Source organism: Xanthomonas prunicola (assembly GCF_002846205.1).
GTDB classification, from domain to species: Bacteria; Pseudomonadota; Gammaproteobacteria; order Xanthomonadales; family Xanthomonadaceae; genus Xanthomonas; species Xanthomonas prunicola.
This window is the reverse complement of record NZ_PHKV01000003.1, coordinates 186,993-204,696: the sequence shown is the minus strand read 5'-3', so window position 1 is coordinate 204,696 and position 17,704 is coordinate 186,993. Positions and strand designations below refer to the sequence as shown.

Annotated in this window: 17 protein-coding genes; 9 read left to right on the top strand and 8 right to left on the bottom strand. The window is 64.7% G+C overall.

Annotated features, from left to right (window positions below; genetic code table 11):
• Positions 1–56 precede the first annotated feature (56 nt).
• Positions 57–542: a glutathione peroxidase gene (locus XpruCFBP8353_RS10905; RefSeq protein WP_101363263.1), complete on the top strand. Its 486-nt coding sequence runs from the start codon at positions 57–59 to the stop codon at positions 540–542.
• A 178-nt stretch (positions 543–720) separates the two neighbouring features.
• Here the strand turns inward: XpruCFBP8353_RS10905 and XpruCFBP8353_RS10900 are convergent, their stop codons facing one another.
• A complete protein-coding gene (locus tag XpruCFBP8353_RS10900) occupies positions 721–1,500 on the bottom strand; it encodes a ferredoxin--NADP reductase (protein ID WP_046963441.1) in 780 nt (259 codons plus the stop codon).
• A gap of 218 nt (positions 1,501–1,718) precedes the next feature.
• Positions 1,719–3,599 carry an ABC transporter ATP-binding protein gene (locus XpruCFBP8353_RS10895; RefSeq protein ID WP_101363262.1) on the bottom strand — a complete coding sequence of 627 codons (1,881 nt, stop codon included), beginning with the start codon at positions 3,597–3,599 and terminating at the stop codon, positions 1,719–1,721.
• A gap of 282 nt (positions 3,600–3,881) precedes the next feature.
• Between XpruCFBP8353_RS10895 and XpruCFBP8353_RS10890 the strand changes: the two genes are divergently transcribed.
• Positions 3,882–5,399 (top strand): fumarate hydratase, encoded by a 1,518-nt coding sequence (locus tag XpruCFBP8353_RS10890; protein ID WP_101363261.1) that lies wholly within the window; start codon positions 3,882–3,884, stop codon positions 5,397–5,399.
• Between the two features lie 135 nt (positions 5,400–5,534).
• Positions 5,535–6,170, top strand: a complete 636-nt coding sequence (locus XpruCFBP8353_RS10885; RefSeq protein ID WP_101363260.1) for a glutathione S-transferase family protein — start codon at positions 5,535–5,537, stop codon at positions 6,168–6,170.
• A 286-nt stretch (positions 6,171–6,456) separates the two neighbouring features.
• Here the strand turns inward: XpruCFBP8353_RS10885 and XpruCFBP8353_RS10880 are convergent, their stop codons facing one another.
• Together XpruCFBP8353_RS10880 and XpruCFBP8353_RS10875 are read right to left on the bottom strand one after the other, a co-directional pair.
• The gene (locus XpruCFBP8353_RS10880; RefSeq protein WP_101363259.1) at positions 6,457–7,590 is read right to left on the bottom strand and encodes a phospholipase A; all 1,134 of its coding nucleotides are present in this window, start codon (positions 7,588–7,590) and stop codon (positions 6,457–6,459) included.
• A gap of 258 nt (positions 7,591–7,848) precedes the next feature.
• Positions 7,849–8,334, bottom strand: coding sequence for a DUF456 domain-containing protein (locus XpruCFBP8353_RS10875; RefSeq protein ID WP_101363258.1), 486 nt, complete (start codon positions 8,332–8,334; stop codon positions 7,849–7,851).
• 225 nt (positions 8,335–8,559) lie between these two features.
• Here XpruCFBP8353_RS10875 and XpruCFBP8353_RS10870 point away from each other — a divergent pair, with 225 nt between their 5' ends.
• On the top strand, positions 8,560–8,775 hold the full coding sequence (locus XpruCFBP8353_RS10870; protein WP_003483561.1) for a cold-shock protein: 216 nt from the start codon (positions 8,560–8,562) through the stop codon (positions 8,773–8,775).
• Positions 8,776–9,017: 242 nt separating this feature from the next.
• Here the strand turns inward: XpruCFBP8353_RS10870 and XpruCFBP8353_RS10865 are convergent, their stop codons facing one another.
• Both XpruCFBP8353_RS10865 and XpruCFBP8353_RS10860 read right to left on the bottom strand, forming a co-directional pair.
• A complete protein-coding gene (locus XpruCFBP8353_RS10865) occupies positions 9,018–9,497 on the bottom strand; it encodes a glycine zipper 2TM domain-containing protein (protein WP_101363257.1) in 480 nt (159 codons plus the stop codon).
• 131 nt (positions 9,498–9,628) lie between these two features.
• A complete protein-coding gene (locus XpruCFBP8353_RS10860; protein ID WP_101363256.1) occupies positions 9,629–10,057 on the bottom strand; it encodes a hypothetical protein in 429 nt (142 codons plus the stop codon).
• Positions 10,058–10,131: 74 nt separating this feature from the next.
• Here XpruCFBP8353_RS10860 and XpruCFBP8353_RS10855 point away from each other — a divergent pair, with 74 nt between their 5' ends.
• On the top strand, positions 10,132–10,962 hold the full coding sequence (locus tag XpruCFBP8353_RS10855; RefSeq protein WP_101363255.1) for a tRNA threonylcarbamoyladenosine dehydratase: 831 nt from the start codon (positions 10,132–10,134) through the stop codon (positions 10,960–10,962).
• A 61-nt stretch (positions 10,963–11,023) separates the two neighbouring features.
• Here XpruCFBP8353_RS10855 and XpruCFBP8353_RS10850 read toward each other — a convergent pair whose 3' ends face one another.
• Positions 11,024–11,791: a TatD family hydrolase gene (locus XpruCFBP8353_RS10850; RefSeq protein ID WP_101363254.1), complete on the bottom strand. Its 768-nt coding sequence runs from the start codon at positions 11,789–11,791 to the stop codon at positions 11,024–11,026.
• Positions 11,791–12,006 carry a DUF6116 family protein gene (locus XpruCFBP8353_RS10845; RefSeq protein WP_101363253.1) on the bottom strand — a complete coding sequence of 72 codons (216 nt, stop codon included), beginning with the start codon at positions 12,004–12,006 and terminating at the stop codon, positions 11,791–11,793. The genes XpruCFBP8353_RS10850 and XpruCFBP8353_RS10845 overlap by 1 nt, the downstream gene beginning before the upstream one ends.
• A gap of 145 nt (positions 12,007–12,151) precedes the next feature.
• On the opposite strand from XpruCFBP8353_RS10845, the gene XpruCFBP8353_RS10840 reads away from it, so the two are divergent.
• The 4 genes from XpruCFBP8353_RS10840 (at position 12,152) to XpruCFBP8353_RS10825 (ending at position 17,653) form a co-directional block, all read left to right on the top strand.
• Entirely contained in the window at positions 12,152–12,943 is a 792-nt protein-coding gene (locus XpruCFBP8353_RS10840; RefSeq protein WP_101363252.1) for a glycine zipper 2TM domain-containing protein, read from the top strand.
• Between the two features lie 146 nt (positions 12,944–13,089).
• Positions 13,090–14,265: an acyl-CoA dehydrogenase family protein gene (locus tag XpruCFBP8353_RS10835; protein WP_162301023.1), complete on the top strand. Its 1,176-nt coding sequence runs from the start codon at positions 13,090–13,092 to the stop codon at positions 14,263–14,265.
• Positions 14,266–14,345: 80 nt separating this feature from the next.
• Positions 14,346–16,889, top strand: a complete 2,544-nt coding sequence (locus XpruCFBP8353_RS10830; RefSeq protein ID WP_101363651.1) for a DUF3857 domain-containing transglutaminase family protein — start codon at positions 14,346–14,348, stop codon at positions 16,887–16,889.
• Positions 16,890–17,014: 125 nt separating this feature from the next.
• On the top strand, positions 17,015–17,653 hold the full coding sequence (locus XpruCFBP8353_RS10825) for a glutathione S-transferase family protein (RefSeq protein WP_101363250.1): 639 nt from the start codon (positions 17,015–17,017) through the stop codon (positions 17,651–17,653).
• Positions 17,654–17,704: the final 51 nt, after the last annotated feature.

The window sequence follows — 17,704 nt, the reverse complement described above, 5'->3', positions numbered from 1 at the left end:
TACCGCACTCCAACAGCTGCGCTACGCTGGCACTCCTCCGAACGACCGAGCCCGGCATGAGCGATCTCTCCACCTTTGAATTCACCGACCTCAACGGCCGCACGCAGACCATGCGCGACTATGCCGGCAAGGTGCTGCTGGTGGTGAATGTGGCATCCAAATGCGGCTTTACGCCGCAGTACGCCGGCTTGCAGGCCTTATGGCAGCGCTACCGCGAGCGCGGGCTGGTGGTGATCGGATTTCCGTGCGATCAGTTCGGCCATCAGGAGCCGGGCGATGCGGTGCAGATCCGCCAATTCTGCTCGCTCGACTACGCGGTGGATTTTCCGCTGTCGTCCAAGGTCGAGGTCAACGGCAGCGGTGCGCATCCGCTGTGGCAATGGCTCAAGCACGAACAGCGCGGCCTGCTTGGGTCCGAAGCGATCAAATGGAACTTCACCAAGTTCCTGATCGGCCGCGACGGCGCCGTGCTGGAGCGCTACGCACCGACCACCAGGCCGGAGGCCCTGGTCGCGGACATCGAACGCGCGCTGGCCGCGTGATGCCGCGCGCGCATGCCCAACTTTTCAACCAGCCCAGACCGTAGGAGCGCACCCGGGCGCGACGCGGTTTTACCGAGGAGATGAGGCGTTATGCCGAGGATGAGGCGTTACCGGGACTGCTCGGTCGCGCCCAGGTGGCTCCTCCGAGGATGCAATAACAGCACTGCCGTGTGCCGCATCACTTCTCGACGAAGGCGCGCTCGAACACGTAATGCCCCGGCGTGCCGATGCGTGGCGAGGTCTGGAAGCCGCGCGCGTCCAGCAGGCTGCGCAGGTCGGCCAGCATTTGCGGGCTGCCGCAGATCATGAAGCGGTCGTTGGCCGGATCCAACGTCGGCAATCCGAGTGTCTGCTGCATGCGGCCATCGGCCATCAGCTCGGTCAAACGGCCTTGATTCGCGAAGGCTTCGCGCGTGACCGCCGGGTAGTACAGCAATTTTTCGCGCAGCAGATCGCCGAGGAATTCGTGCTGCGGCAACTCGCGTTCGAAGTAATCGCGGTAGGCAAGATCCTGCACGAAGCGCACGCCCTGGGTGAGGATCACCTTGTCGAAGCGCTCGTAGGTTTCCGGGTCCTTGATGATCGACAGCCACGGCGCCAGGCCGGTACCGGTACCCAACAGATACAGGTTGCGGCCCGGGTGCAGGTCGCTGATCAGCAGCGTGCCGGTGGGCTTCTTGCCGACCAGGACCTTGTCGCCCGGTTTGATGTGCTGCAGCCGCGAGGTCAGCGGGCCGTCCGGCACCTTGATGCTGAAGAACTCCAGATGTTCTTCCCAATTTGCGCTGGCGATCGAGTACGCACGCAGCAGCGGGCGCGTTTCGGTTTCCAGACCGATCATCACGAACTGCCCGTTTTCGAAACGGAAACCGGCATCGCGGGTCGTGGTGAAGCTGAAGTAGGCATCGGTCCAGTGACGGACCTCAAGCACCGTTTCGGCGCCAAAAGCGGAAGACATACCGGTAAGTGTCGTGGGAAGAGTACCGGCCAATTCTACCTCAAGCCGGCCAAATGAGAGAGGATCTCATTTGGCCGGGAATGGGGAATGGGGAATGGGGAATGGGGAATGGGGAATCGGGGCAGCTGCATAAGGACCCCGGATGCCTCCGAGGCAAGACGCTCAGCCCCGATCAGAGGGCGGGAACGCCGCTTTTTAACGATTCCCGATTCCCGGCCTCACCGATACCCCGCCGCCTGCAACTCGAACAGCTCCGCATAGCGCCCGCCCTGCGCCATGAGTTCTTCGTGGGTGCCATTGGCCTCGATGCGGCCGGCGGCCAGCACCAGGATGCGGTCGGCCATGCGCACGCTGGAAAAGCGGTGCGAGATCAGCACCGCGGTGCGGTTGTCCGACAGTTCCTTGAAGCGCTGGAACACCTCGAATTCGCTGCGCGCATCCAGCGCGGCGGTGGGCTCGTCCAGGATCATCAGCTGCGCATCGCGCATGTAGGCGCGGGCGATGGCGATCTTCTGCCATTGCCCGCCGGACAGATCCACGCTGTTCTTGAAACGCCGCCCGATCAGCTGGTTGTAGCCGTCGGGCAGGCTGTCGATGAGCTCGCTGGCCATCGCGCGCTGCGCTGCGGCCTGGATGCGCGGCGTATCGTTCATCGCATCGACCTGGCCGACGCCGATGTTTTCGCCCACGCTCAGGTGGTAGCGCACGAAGTCCTGAAAAATCACCCCCAGATTGGCGCGCAGATCGTCCAGGTCGTAGTCGCGCAGGTCCTGCCCATCGAGCAGGATGCGGCCTTCGTCCGGGTCGTACAGCCGCGCCAGCAGCTTGACCAGGGTGGTCTTGCCGGCGCCGTTTTCGCCGACCAGGGCCAGCACTTCGCCGGCGCGCAGTTCGAAATCCAGGTGCCGCACCGTCCACTGCTCGGCGTCCGGATAACGGAAGCCCACATCCTCGAAGACGAAGCCCTGGCGGATCGGGCGCGGCACCGGCAATGCGTTTGGGCGCGAGCGGATTTCCGGCACGATGCTGAAGAACGAATACAGGTCGTCCAGGTACAGCGCCTGGCCTGCGACCTGGGAAAAACCGATCAGCAAGCCTTCCAGCAACTGACGCAGGCGCAGGAAGCTACCGGCCAGAAAGGTCAGATCGCCGATGCTGAAATCGCCACGTACCGTGCGCCAGGCGATATAGCCGTAGGCCATGTAGTAGCCCAATGTGCCCAGCGCGGCCAGTAGCGCGCCCCACATCGCACGCTTGCGTGCCAGCGCGCGGTTGGCCTGGAAGAACTTGTCGGCCAGCCGACGGTAGCGCGCGATCAGGAAGCGATGCAGGTTGAGGATCTTGACTTCTTTTGCGGTCTCCACGCTGGCGCCGACCTGGCGCAGGTAATCGAGCTGGCGGCGCTCCGGTGTCCACTGGAAGTTGAGCGAATACCCCAATGCATTGAAGTGCGCCTCGCCGATGAAGGCCGGAATCAGCGCGACCGCCAGCAGCACGATCAACCACGGCGCATACACCACCAGGCCCACCGCCAGGCTGACCACGGTGATGGCGTCCTGCACTTGCCCGAACAGCTGGCTCATCAGGTTCATGCGGTTCATGGTCTGGCGCCGCGCACGATCCAGCTTGTCCTGCCGGTCGGGGTCTTCGAAATCCTCCAGATCCAGCTGCGCGGCATGTTCCATCAGGCGCACGCTGGCGGCGTTGTTGAACAGCTCCGACAACAAGGCATCGGCGTAGCCGACCAGCCGGCCGAGCAGGTCCGAACCGATCGCCAGCGCCAGTTCCAGCGCCAGCAATTCCAGCAGGCGGTTCAGGCGGCCGCTCCCCAAGGCCTGGGTAAGCGACTCGAACGCCGGCGGTTGGCCGACCAGGTGAATCGCCTCGTCGATGATCAATTTGCCGATGTAGAGCGAGGCCACCGGCATCAGCGCACGCAGCACGCGCAAGCCGATGCTGCTGGCGCTCAGCCAGCGGCTGGTCTGCCAGATCTGGCGCAGGAACGGGGGCAGATTACGCAGCGCATCCAGGCGCTCACGCAGGGTGGGGCCGGTACGGGGAGCGGCAGGCGCAGTGGCGCCGGAACGGGAAGTTGACATCTCAGTAGTGTGCCGCCCGCGGCGTGGGCGCAGGGTGTTGAGCAAGGGGCAGGGTCGGATGCGTGCCTTCCCATTGGTGCGCCAGGCGTACCGCCCGCCGCTGCACCGGCACCGGTGAGCGGATTCTTCGCTTGCCACGCCCCGCAACACCAGTGCAGCAGTGCGTCGACGAAGGGCGACATCGCGCCCCGGTGAATCGCACAGAGAGACGCACCGCCAGGATGCGCTTGCTGTTTGCTCTAAAATAGCCCGATTGCACCCCCGCCAGCCGTAGAGCCAGCCGTGACCTCGATCAAGCAGGAAGACCTCATCCAGTCCGTCGCCGATGCGCTGCAGTACATCAGCTACTACCACCCGGTCGACTACATCAAGAATCTGTCCGCCGCCTATGAGCGCGAAGAATCGCCGGCCGCCAAGGACGCCATCGCGCAGATCCTGATCAATTCGCGCATGTGCGCCGAAGGCCACCGCCCGATCTGCCAGGACACCGGCATCGTCACCGTGTTCCTGGAAATCGGCATGAACGTGCGCTGGGACGACGCCACCATGGGCGTGGAAGACATGGTCAACGAAGGCGTACGCCGCGCCTACAACCACCCCGACAACAAGCTGCGCGCCAGCGTGCTGGCCGACCCGGCCGGCAAGCGCACCAATACCAAAGACAACACGCCGGCAGTGGTCAACACCAAAATCGTGCCGGGCGGCCACGTTGAGGTGATCGTCGCGGCCAAGGGCGGCGGCTCGGAGGCCAAGAGCAAGTTCGCCATGCTCAACCCGTCCGATTCCATCGTCGACTGGGTGCTCAAGACCGTGCCGACCATGGGCGCCGGCTGGTGCCCGCCGGGCATGCTCGGCATCGGCATCGGCGGCACCGCCGAGAAGGCGATGCTGCTGGCCAAGGAGGCGCTGATGGAGCCGATCGACATCGTCGACCTGCAGGCGCGCGGCGCCTCCAATCGCGCCGAAGAACTGCGGCTGGAACTCTATGAAAAGGTCAACGCGCTCGGCATCGGCGCGCAAGGCCTGGGCGGCCTGACCACGGTGCTGGACATCAAGGTCAAGGATTACCCGACCCACGCCGCCAACCTGCCAGTGGCGTTGATCCCCAATTGCGCCGCCACCCGCCATGCGCATTTCACCCTGGACGGCAGCGGCCCGGTGATGCTGGAGCCGCCGTCGCTGGAAGACTGGCCCAAGCTCACCTACAACCCGACCAACGCGCGCCGGGTCAACCTGGACACCATCACCCGCGAGGAAGTGGCCAGCTTCAAGCCGGGCGAGGTGGTGCTGCTCAACGGCAAGCTGCTGACCGGCCGCGACGCTGCGCACAAGCGCATGATCGACATGCTCAACAAGGGCGAAACCTTGCCGGTCGACTTCACCAACCGCTTCATCTATTACGTCGGCCCGGTCGACCCGGTGCGCGACGAAGTGGTCGGCCCGGCCGGCCCGACCACCGCCACGCGCATGGACAAGTTCACCCGCCAGATGCTGGAACAGACCGGCCTGCTCGGCATGGTCGGCAAGTCCGAGCGCGGCGATGCGGCCATCGATGCGATCCGCGACAACAAGGCCGTGTACCTGATGGCGGTCGGCGGTTCGGCGTATCTGGTGTCCAAGGCGATCAAGGCCGCACGCGTGCTGGCATTCGAAGACCTGGGCATGGAGGCGATCTACGAATTCGAGGTCAAGGACATGCCGGTGACGGTCGCGGTGGATTCCACCGGCGAGTCGGTGCACAAGACCGGCCCCCGGCTGTGGCAGTCGCGCATCGGCAAGATCCCGGTGGTGGTGGAATAAGAGTGGTTGGCACCACATCGCGAGCAGTCGTCAGGCGGCGTGCAGTAGCCGCATTGCAGTCGACTCAGCGCATCAGCCGCCTCCACCAGGCGGCTGTGTAGTAGCTTGCGTAGGCGCTCACACTCAGGAATCTGCATGGCGACGACGCTTTACCACACCCCCAGCACCGCAGCATTTGTGGTGCATTGGCTGCTGATCGAACTGGATGTGCCGCACGCGTTGCACCCGCTGGATTTCGAACGCGGCGAGCACAAATCGCCCCAGTACTTGGCGATCAATCCCGCCGGCGTGGTGCCCACGCTGGTACTGGACGGGCAAGTGCTCACCGAGGCCGCGGCAATCGTGCTTCAGCTGGCCGACCTGCATCCACAGGCAACGCTGGCCCCCGCGCTCGGAACACCCGAACGCGCGGCGTACTACAAATGGATGTTCTTCTGCGCCAACACATTGCAGCCGGCATACCGCGCCTGGTTCTACCCGAGCGAACCGGCTGGTGCCGAGCATGCCGAGGCTGCGCAGGTTCAAGCCCGCTGCAAACTCGAAGCGGCCTGGGCCCAGGTCGATGCGCATCTGCAGATCCATGGCCCCTATCTGCTCGGACACACCGTGTCGGCAGCCGATTTCATGTTGACCATGCTGATGCGCTGGTCGCGCAACATGCCACGCCCGACCGATACCTGGCCGGCGCTGCAAGCGCACGCATCCCTGATGAAGGCGCGCCCGGCTTTTCAGGAAACCTATCGCCGGGAAGGCCTGACGGACTGGACCTGAGTCCACCTCGCGTACTGCGAGATGCTGTGCAGGACGGCAAGGTGCATTTCTTCGAGGTGTGATCCGTTCGCAAGAAGGCCTCTGCTACACGATGTTGCTGTGGCAGGGCGGGCCAAGTGTCTGTCGGCATGTGGTGCCAGACAAGAAAGCCGGCATGCGCACATGCCGGCTTTTCTATTGGATTAACGCATGCGATTTTATGGATTAACTCCAGCGCATGCTGCCGGCGACCACTGGTGCATGCTGGAAATCAGCCGATATCCGCGCCTGTCGGATTCCATCGCGCTTAAAACCACTCCAGCAACGACACGCCCAGGCCGATGTAAGTCGCCTTGTGGTTGTAGTCGATCATGCTTTCGCCGTAGCCATCGAACACTTGCACATGGCCGCGCAACAGGTTGGTGATCGGGAAGCCGTAATCCAGCTGCACCGAGCCATGCGAGCGGTCGCCGCCGCGCAGCGAATGGCGTGCGATCAGCGCGAATTCGTGGCCGTCCTTGTTGTAAACCAGCGTTGCGTCGCCCCGGCCCATGTAATCCTCGATATCGGGATTATTGTCGTCGGCGCGGTCTTCCTTGATGCGGAACCACGGGCGCAGTGTCAGGGCCCAGTTTTCACGATCCAGTCCGAAGTTCAGGATCACCCTGTTCCAGGAGCGCGACAGCGGGTCGGCACGCCCATTGGACATGTGATTGAGGCTGATGCCGCTCATGCGGCCCTTCCAGCCGAAGATGCTGTAGTTGTTGCGAAAGACCAGCATCGCTTCGGGCTCGTAATTGGTCTCGCGGAACGGGCGCGACGCATCGGCGTTGTAGGCCTGCCAGCGCGAGCTCTGGGTGTAGCCCATCCAGATATCGCCGTTGTCGCCGAACAGATCTTCCACGACCTTGGTCTTGAAGCTGAGCTGGAACTTCAGCTCGGTGCTGTCCAGTTGCTGCGGCGTGTTGACCGAGTTAGCCGGATTCGGCGACTGCGGGGTGCGGTTGGTGTCGCTGGTCCAGAACGCCGGCAACAGATACACCGGCTTGTAGCCACGCAGCTGGAAGGTCCCCAGCTTGGAGTCCTTGGCCAGTTCCCAGCGTCGATCCAGCAACGAGCCGCGGCCGGCATTGGCCACCGCTTCTTCTTTCGGTTGGTCCTGGCCGTCGGCGCGGAAGAAATCGCCGCCCCGGCTGATCGCACGCGTGTCGTCGGACTTGGCTTCCTTCTGCTTGGCCAATTGCGCTGCGGCATCCGCCTCCGCAGTCAGCTGCGGGGTGTAGCCCAGCGCCTTGTCGTAACAGGCAAGACGCGCGGCATCGGACGTGACCGAGGTACAGGCTTGCGGCGAGGCCGGCTGCGGTGCGATTTCCTGCGCATGCGCCAATGGCGCAGTGGCCAGGGCGATCAACATCAAAGGGCGGGTGCGGTGCTTGGACATGAGCGGTCTGGCCGAGGTAAGGGCGCCAGGCAGGCGCGTCAGGCGCGTAGCTTAACGGTCGCGTCTGCATGCGCAGTGTGTACACGGCGGCATAACATTCGATCGGGCCGTTTCGCCAGGGCGTCTTTGCACGTTGCCCGGGGACTGCAGGTGTGCGTCTGGCACGCTTGTCATGCGGGTCAGGCGAAGAACCTGCTCGGTTACTACGCCGATGCTCGAGGCAAGCCGCGTGCGCCACCGTCAGGCGCTTGGAAAGCCCTACAAAAACCAGCCGATGGCGAACACGCCGAGCATGCACAGACCCAGCGCCAGCTTGGTGGCGGTGCCAAGCATGATGCCCACCCAGGTGCCGATGCCGACCTTGGTGGCCTGGCCGGTCTTGCGCGTCTGGTAGTACTCGCCGATCCATGCGCCAGCAAACGGGCCGACAAACAGACCGATCGGCATGAAGAAAATGCCGGCAATGCCGCCGATCACCGAACCCCACAACGCCATTTTGCTGGCCCCCACGCGCTGCGCCCCGTAGAGCGTGGCCAAGAAGTCGATGAGGAACGACAGCGCAGTGATCAGTCCCAACACGACCAGCGTGACCCAGCCGACATGGGTGAAATTATCGGTCCAGGCCGCAACCAACAGGCCGGCGAACACCAATGGCAGGCCTGGCAGGGCAGGAAGGATCACGCCAGCCAGGCCGATCAGCACCAGCGCTGCAGCCAGGACGTAGTAAACGACGGTGGTGTCCATGATGGCTTAGGAATGTCCTATTTCAGGCTTGACAGAAAGGTGCGAGAGGTGCTTGAAAATTGGTTTTGTGCGGGTTAAGTTGCAGCCGCTGCTGTTTGCAAAGGTCACCGTGAATCGTGGCCTGATGCGGTAGATCGTCCGATCCGCTACATCCTTGTACCTCGCTTCCTCCTTGCAATCACAGCCACCACCAGTCCATCACAGTGTCGTAGGGAGTCAGTCGAGATGTCCAACATCGAACGCGAGAATGGTGTCGTGAAGTGGTTCAACGATGCCAAGGGCTTTGGATTCATCAGCCGCGAAAATGGCGAAGACGTCTTCGTCCATTTCCGCGCGATCCAGATCCAGGGCTTCAAGAGCCTCAAGGAAGGTCAGAAGGTCAGCTTCACGGTCGTGCAAGGCCAGAAGGGCCTGCAGGCTGACGCAGTGCAGGTGGTCTGAGGCCCCTTGCGTAAGGCGCATCATGCAGACAGCAGAAAGGCCCGTGGTCGGGCCTTTCTGTTGTCTCGGTCTCGTTGTCTCGCCGCACTCAGTTGGTAGGGTGAAGTGCGGGTCCGGTCCGGGCGTTTGTTGCCACACCTGGCGCGTCGCCAGCCCGAAGCACGTTGAGACATTTGCTTTGGGTGCGCCGCATCGCGAGTTGGCGATGCGGCGGCGATACCGCCGCCGCAGACACGCATGGATCAGCGCAGCACGACCTTGCCGTTGACCACGCGGACATATGCGTTTTCGCGCACGCCGGCCAGGTCGCGCTGGTTCACCACGATCACGCGGCCGTCGTCCATGCGCACCTGCACGTCGAAGCTGGAGCTGGTGACGTTGTTCTGGATCGCGTTACCCGCCAGCGCACCGGCAGCAGCGCCGGCAACCGCCGAGACGTTCTTGTTACCCGTGCTACCGCCGGTATCCTTGGAAATCTGGCGGCCGGCCACAGCGCCCACAATGCCGCCGAGGACCGCGCCGGTGCCGGTGGGTGCAGAGCGGGTCGGGGCGACTTCGTCGATCCGGGTCACGATGCCGCAATCCACGCAACGCTGCGTCTGCGAGTAGCCCTGGTCGTAACCGCGGTCGCCGCGATAGCTGCCGTACTGCGGCTGAGAGGTGGCGCAGCCAACCAGGGTCGCGGTTGCAGCCAGGCCAATGACGAGCAGTCGGGTCTTCATGAGATCTCTCCGGGTGGTTCGAAAAGGCGGCCAGGGCCGCGGCGACGTCATCCTGTGATGGTCCAGGTGAACGGTCTGCCAACTGGTTCACTGCAGGCTTAACGAAACCCGAGCGCCGTCTTCATGAAACCTCAGCGAAAGTCGCGGTGGCAGGCCTCGCAGGCCTCGGAAATGCGGGTGTGTACTTGGCCTATCGCGTTGCAATCGGCCAGCGGCAGACCCTGCGCCTGATCCAGCGCGGCGCGCAGTGCCCGTGCGTGCTCGCCGAAGCGACGGTCTTCGCCAATCTCAGGAAATGCTGGCTCGACCTCGTCGGCCAGCAGGCGCAGCGATTGCAGTCGGCGCAGTTGCTGCGACGGCGTACAGGCAGCACCTGTGTCGGGTCGCAGCGCGCGTAACTGGTAGGCCATGACCTGCATCAGGCTGTCGGGCACCGGGTCGCGCCGCGCCTGCAGCGCGTTAGCCACCATGACAGTGGCGACTAGGCCGATCAGCCCGCCCAGCACCAGCATGAAGGCGTAACGGGCCGCGCGGGATTGGTTAGGAGGCGGGGCATGCATGCGGTGGCTCCTGGGATGCAACGTTCGTCGTGGCGGCGTGGGCGCGCCTTGGCCGAGGCGCGTAAAATAGGCTGATGAAAGCACAATGGCGTGAACGCTTTGCCGGTATCGACCGGCTGTATGGAGTCGGCACGGTCGAGCGCTTGTCGGCGTGCCGCGTGGCGGTCGTCGGGATGGGGGGCGTGGGCTCGTGGGTGGTCGAGGCACTGGCACGCACCGGGGTGGGGCATATCCGCCTGATCGATGCCGATGATCTGTGCGTTTCCAACACCAACCGGCAGTTGCCGGCGCTGGCCGGCCAGTACGGGCGCAACAAGGCGCGTGCGATGGCCGAGCGCTGCGTGGCGATCAATCCGGACATCGAAGCCGATGCGGTGGAGGCGTTTCTGACCTCTGGCAATATCGAAACGCTGTTGGGCGAGGACTTCGATCTGGTCATCGATGCCTGCGACAGTTTCCGGGTCAAGGTGGAAACCATTGCGTGGTGCCGGCGGCGCAAGCTGCCGCTGGTGACCGTGGGCGCGGCCGGCGGCCGCACCGATCCCACCCTGGTGCGCGTGCGCGACGTTTCGCGCACCGAGCACGATGCCATGTTGGCGCTGATCCGCAAGAAGCTGCGCATCGAATTCAATTTCCCGAAGAATCCGCAGCGCTACTTCGGTGTGCCGGCGGTGTATTCGCTGGAGAACGTCAAATATCCACAGGCCGATGGCAGCGTCTGCGGCATCCGTCCGCAGCTCGATGCCGATGCCACGCTCAAGCTGGATTGCGGGGCCGGGTTGGGCGCGGCCACGCATATCACCGGCACCTTCGCATTCGTGGCGGTGGGCAAGGCATTGGAAATGTTGCTCAAGCCCAAGGTCCCCGCGGCGGCGACGGCGGCCGAGGCGGTTGCAGCCGCGTAACGTCGCGTGCGCCTTGCGCGGTCGCGTTGACGACGCGGCCGCGGTGACGCCCATGCTGCGCTCAGTGTGGTAGACCGAACAAGCTGCGCGCGTTAGCGGCGGTCTGCGCAGCGATGTGCGCAGACTCTTCGCCGCGCAGTTCGGCGATGCAATCCAGCACCGTGCGCAGGCGCGCCGGTTCGTTGCGTTGGCCGCGGATGCTGGCGTCGGGTTGATCCGGCGCATCGGTTTCCAACAGCAGGTATTGCAGCGGCATGCCGGCCACCAGCCCGCGCAGGCGATTGGCGCGGGGGTAGGTCACCGGGCCGCCCAGGCCGATCATGAAATCCAGTTTCCACAACTGCTGCGCCTGTTCGGGGCTGCCGGCAAAGCTGTGCACCACACCGCGCAGGCCACCCACCGCCTTGATGCGGGCAATGACTTCCTCGGTGGCGCGGCGCGCATGCACGATCAGCGGCAGGTCGAAGCGCTTGGCCAGCTGCAGCTGGCCGTCGAAGTAGTCGCGCTGGGCCTGTGCATCCAGCCCGTCGACGAAAAAATCCAGACCGCACTCGCCGATCGCGCACGGCCGCTCGCGTTCGATCCAATCGGCCAGCAACTCCAGATGCGCTGGGCGGTGTTGATCCAGAAACAGCGGGTGCAGGCCATAGGCAGGGTAGAGGCCGGGCGCTTGCGTGCAGACCGCGCGCAGACCCGGCCAGCTGGCAGCGGTGATCGCCGGCAGTACTTGCTGCATGACCCCCGCGGCCTGCGCGCGCGCAATCACCGCAGCGCGGTCGTGGTCGAATTCGCCTGCGTCCAGATGGCAGTGGCTGTCGATCAGTTGCATCAGTCGCGGCGCACCGGTGCCGGCAATGGTGACTTGCGGGTTTTCCAGTTGGCCAGCAGCAGTGTGGTCAGGCCGAACAGCAATTCGTCCAGGAACGGGATCGGGTCTGGGATGACCAAGTCCACCAGAAACAGCGCGGCGGCTAGCTTGAACAAGGTGGGATAACGCAGCGTGCTGGCCCAATTCAGGGCGCGTGCGGTGAGGGGATTTCGCATGCGAGTGCTCCGGCTGTTAGAGATGCATGAAGTAACCGCTAGCTGAACTTAACCGTCGCGTTCATGAGTGAGGGCGTTTTCGTTCAGGCTTCCCATGCTGGAATCACGGCCGTCAACAACGCGGTACGTCCGCAGGGAGCTGGTTATGAAGAGCAATACGACAACTATACTGGTCGCTGCTGGTGCCTTGCTGGTCGGAGGAGTGGCCACTGCCGCTTTCATGAATAACCGTCCGTCGTCCGGCGACTTCGTGGCCAATGGCCAGCCGGCGCCCCGTGGCCTGGAATATGCCGACGTGGTCAAGGTGGCTCCGATCACCCAGCGTGAGCCGCAGTACGCGCAGGTGATTAATAGCAACGCCATCCGCGAAACCACCACAAGCACCTCGCCGCGCGAAGTGTGTCGCGATGTGGTGGTGCAGGAACGTCTGCCCGAGCGTGATGGCAATGTCGGCGGCACCGTGGCCGGTGCGGTCATCGGTGGCCTGATCGGCAACCAGGTCGGCGGCGGCAACGGGCGCAAGCTGGCGACCGCCGCAGGCGCGGTGGGCGGTGGCTTCATCGGTAATCGCATCGACCGCAACCACGTCGGCGGCCGCGTGGTCGACCGCACCGAGCGTCAGTGCCATACCGAAAATGCCAACTCGCAGTCCTCGCGTGTGGTCGGTTACGACGTGACCTACCGCAATGCCGATGGCACCACCGGCACCATGCGCATGGACAGCAAGCCGGGCGAGCGTATTTCGCTGGGCGATGCCGACAACGTGGTGGCCTATGACGTCACCTACCGCTACGACGGTTTCGAAAAGACCGTGCGCATGAACGACAAGCCGGCGAGCGACCGTCTGCCGGTTGTCGATGGTCAGCTGGTGACGCAGATGGCATCGACGGCGGGCGACTCCAACGTGCGTCAGGATGGTTTGAGCACCCGGCAGTAACGGGTAAGCAGAAGCGACGCGCAGGTAGCGCAGTGATGAGAAAAGAGTCGGCATTGCCGGCTCTTTTCGTTTGTGCCATCCCCCGGGCCGACCGGCACCGCGATGTTCGGCCGGCAACTGGCAGATAATCACTGCTTTCGCTTGCGATGGAAGCCAACATGCCGGTGCGCCCTGATGACCTGTTCGACGTACGCGCGCTGCTCACCGACGAAGAGCGGGCGGTGCAGGAGGCGGTAGCGCGTTTTACCGACACGCGGGTGGTGCCGGCGATCGGCGACGCCTTCGATGCCGGGCGCTTCCCGCGCGAGTGGATTCCGGAACTGGCGGAATTAGGGTTGCTGGGCGCCAGTCTGCCGGTACACGATGGCGGTGCGGGTCTGGGCGCGGTGTCTTACGGACTGATCTGCCAGGAGCTGGAGCGTGGCGACAGCGGGCTGCGCAGCTTCGTCAGCGTGCAGTCTTCGTTGTGCATGTATCCCATCCACGCCTATGGCAGCGACCAACAGCGGCAACGCTGGCTACCGCAGATGGCCGCCGGCCGGGTGATCGGTTGCTTCGGCCTGAGCGAGGCGCAGGGCGGGTCGGATCCTGCCGCGATGACGACGCGCGCGGTGCGCGAGGGCGACGGCTGGCGCTTGAACGGCGCCAAGATGTGGATCACAAACGGCAGCATTGCCGGGCTGGCGATCATCTGGGCGCACACCGACGATGGCATACGCGGCTTTTTGGTCGAGACCGACAGCGCCGGCTTCAGCGCGCACGACATCAGCCACAAGATGAGCCTGCGTGCGTCGGTTACCTCGGGCCTATTCCTGGACAACGTGTTCGTGCCGGAGCAAATGCGGCTGCCGGAGGCGGCCGGTTTGAAGGCGCCACTGAGTTGCCTCAACCAGGCGCGCTACGGCATCGCCTGGGGCGCGATCGGCGCGGCAGTGGCGTGCCTGCGCGAGGCGCTGGCCTACGCAGGTGAGCGCATCCTGTTCGGCCGGCCGCTGGCGGCCACGCAGAGCGCGCAGATCAAATTGGCCGACATGGCACGGCGGATTTCCACCGCCCAGCTACTCGCCTTGCAGCTAGGCCGCTTGAAGGAAGCCGGTAGGCTGCGGACGGAACAGATCTCGCTGGCAAAATGGAATAATTGCCGTATGGCGCTGGATGTGGCGCGCGAATGCCGCGACCTGCTCGGTGCGGCCGGCATCACCACAGAGCATGTGGCGATCCGGCATGCGCTGAACCTGGAGTCGGTGATCACCTACGAGGGCACCGAAACCGTGCATCAGCTGGTGGTGGGACGTGCGCTGACAGGACTCAATGCGTTTTGACGAGGAGTGAGTGATTGATCAGCAAGGATGGGATGCGACGCCTGCGCGGCGTTTTCTGGACCGTGTGTTCGCTCGCCGGCATGGCAATCGCGCCAGCGCAGGCCAACGAGGCGCCACGCATGGCGCCGACGCCGGCGTGGGTGGTGGCCGATGCCGTGCCCGACAGCGTGCCTGGCGCCACTGGGCTGCGCTATGAGCTGGTGTCCGACCAGGTCGATCTGACCGGCAGCGTGCCGCAAGTCTACCGCCGGCTCAGTTACACCGTGCAGCGCGCCAAAAGCCTGGAGGAAGCCGGGCAGATTTCCATCGACTATCAGCCGCAATACCAGCAGCTGGAACTCAACAGCCTGGATGTCTGGCGCGCCGGCAAGCGCATCGACATGCGCACCCAGGCGCATTACGCCAGATTGCGGCGCGAAAGCGGCCTGGAGAGTGGGTTGATCGATGGCGCGCTGACGCTGTCGATCACCTTGCCGGATCTACGCGTGGGTGACCGTGTCGACTATGGCGTGACCATCAGCGGCAGCAATCCGGTGTTCGGCAAAGGCTATTACGACGTGTTCGAAGCGCGCTACGGCGTGCCGCTGGGCGAGCGCCGGGTGCGTGTGCGCTATCCCGCCACCATGTCGCTGCAGTGGCGTATCAGCGCGCCGGATTTTGGCCGCAATGTGCGCACGGCCGATGGGGTGACGCTGTTGAACATCGGCGCGAGCAACGTCGCGGCGGTGCAGGAGGAAAAAGACACGCCGGAGGATGTCGACCCCTATGGGTTGATTGAAGTGTCCACTGCCGGTAGCTGGGGTACGGTGGCTACCTGGGCGGCACAGCTCTATCCGGGCTCGTTCAAGGACGCGCAGGTGGCCGCCAGGATGGTGCAGAGCCTGAAGCTGCGCAGCGACGACCCGCAGGATGCGCTGCTGCGTGCCGTGGCATTTGTGCAGGGCGAGATCCGCTACGTCGGCCTGGACATGGGCGAAAACTCGCACGCCCCGCACGCGCCCGAAGTGACGCTGCGTAACCGCTACGGCGACTGCAAGGACAAGGCGACGCTGCTGATCGCACTGCTGCAATTGGCCGGCATCCGCGCAGAGCCGGTGCTGGTCAACAGCGACAAGGGCCACGGGCTGGAGAAGCGGCTACCCAGTCCGTACGCATTCGATCACGTGGTGGTGCGCGCGCATCTGCCGCAGGGCGAGGTGTGGGTAGATGCCACGCGCGACCGCGAAGACGGTCCGTTGGCGCAACGCCGGCCGCTGCCGTTCGTGCGCGGCCTGCCGGTGATTGCAGGGCAGGGCACGTTGGTTGAGGTGCCAGCGCCGATGCCCGCGTTGCCGCAAATCGAAGTGAACGAAGAAGTCACCGTTTCGCTGCGCAAGCCGCAGCGCTGGGCGAGCTTCACGGTGGACACCATCTATCGCCAGGGCCGCGGCGAGCGTGTCGCCAGCAGCTTCGACGACGATGGTGCGCAGACGGTGGGCGAGCGCTATCTGGACTTCATGCAGCAGTATTACACCGCGCTGACGCAGGTCAGCGTGCCGAGCATCGATGATTCCGACCCGCTGAATGTGCGCACGCATGAGGCCTACCGGTTGGAGTGGCCGGCGAAAGAGGGCGATGAACTGGGCTTCCCATTGTTCCAGCTCGGCGAGTGGATGGATGCGCTACCCAAGCAAGCGCGTAAGAGCCCGCTGGCGCTGGGCGGCCCGCGGCTGGCGCGGCAGACCGTGCGTGTGCACAGCGACCCGGCGACGCAGGTAGAAGCGGACACGCAAGTGATCGCCAACCCGTGGTTCCGCTTTTCGCGCAGCATCGCGATGCGCGACGGAAAGATGGTCATCGTGGGCGAGTGGCAGCGCTTCACCGACCGTATTCCGGCCAACGGCGTGGCGCGTGCTGCGGCCGACATGGAGCGCGCGCGCGACCTGCTGTACTTCAATCACGATCTCAAGCCGCAACGACGCGCGCAGCCGCCCGACTGGCGCGCGCTCAGCTACCCGCTGGCCGGTTTGATCGCCTTGGTGGTGCTACTGGTGGCGTGCCTGCTCTGGTGGCGCGGTGGTGGGCTGGGCGGAATCATGTTCGATCCCTATGCCACGGTGATACGGATGCCGCAGCACGCTGGGCTGCGGTGGAGCGCCTGGGCCGCGTTCGCGGCGACCACGCTGCTGTCGGCATGGGTGTGGCTGCACGCGCTGCCATGGTGGGCCAAGGCCGGTGGCATCATCGTGGTCGTGGCAATCGCCCTGCTGGGATGCGTGCTGCTCAAGCAGATCTTGCGCTGGATGGGCAGCGGCACGCAGCTCACGCACGTGTTGCCGGCGATGGCGGGCTGCGCCTTGCCGTGGCTGGTGTGCCTGCTGGCGTCGGTGGTCGCGCTCAAGGGCCAAGTGGCGTTGCTGCGCACCGGCGCGACCGATCCGGCCGGCATGGCGCAGCTGGCGACGTGCGTCTTGCTGCTGATGCTGGGCGCGCTGTGGTGGTCGGTCTGCGCAGTGCAGGCGGTGGCTGCCGCTAGCGGCTGTGCGCGTACGCGCGCATTCGGTGCCTGGGCGCTGACGGTTTCGGCACTGGGCATCCTGATCGCCGTGTTGAGTGTGCCGGTGGCGGTGGCGGCATTGGCCTGAACGCGCTCTGCGCGGCAGCGCACGCAAGCGTGGCATCGGCGTGCCACTGCTGCATGCAGGGCTTTGCAAAGGCACGCCGGGCTGTGACACTGCCAGCCCCTCGTTGCTGCCGCGGAGCCAGCTAGATGTCGACCGTGCGTCCCCCGCTGACTGTCCATGGCATGTCCAGTTCCGGTAATTGCTACAAGGTGCGCCTGCTGCTGGAACAGCTGGGCAGCCGCTACCACTGGGTGGAAGTGGATAGCGTGGCCGGGCAGACCCGCACGCCCGAGTACCTGGCCAAGAATCCCAACGGCAAGGTGCCGATGGTCGAACGCGACGACGGTCGGGTGTTGACCGAATCCAACGCCATCCTGTTCTGGCTGGCCGAAGGCACCCCGTATCTACCCACCGACGCGTGGCAGCGCGCGCAGGCGCTGAGCTGGATGTTCTTCGAGCAGTACAGCCATGAGCCGTATGTGGCGGTGGCGCGGTTCATCAGCCTGTGGACGCCGCGCGATGCCGCACGCCGCGCCGAGTTGCCGCAGCTGCGCAGGCGCGGAGAGCAGGCGCTGGCAGTGATGGAACAGGACCTGCAGGAGCACGCCTGGTTCACCGGCAGCGATTACGGCATCGCCGATATTGCGCTGTTCGCGTACACCCATTGCGCCGAAGACGGCGGTTTCGATCTGGAGCGCTGGCCGGCGATCACGGCATGGTTGCAACGCGTGCAGGCGCTGCCGCGCTTCGTGCCGATGCCGGCAGCTGCGTCGGTGATGGCATGAGCCGTGCGCGCGACCTGCACGGTGCTGTCGGCAGCACTGCTGCGCACTTGG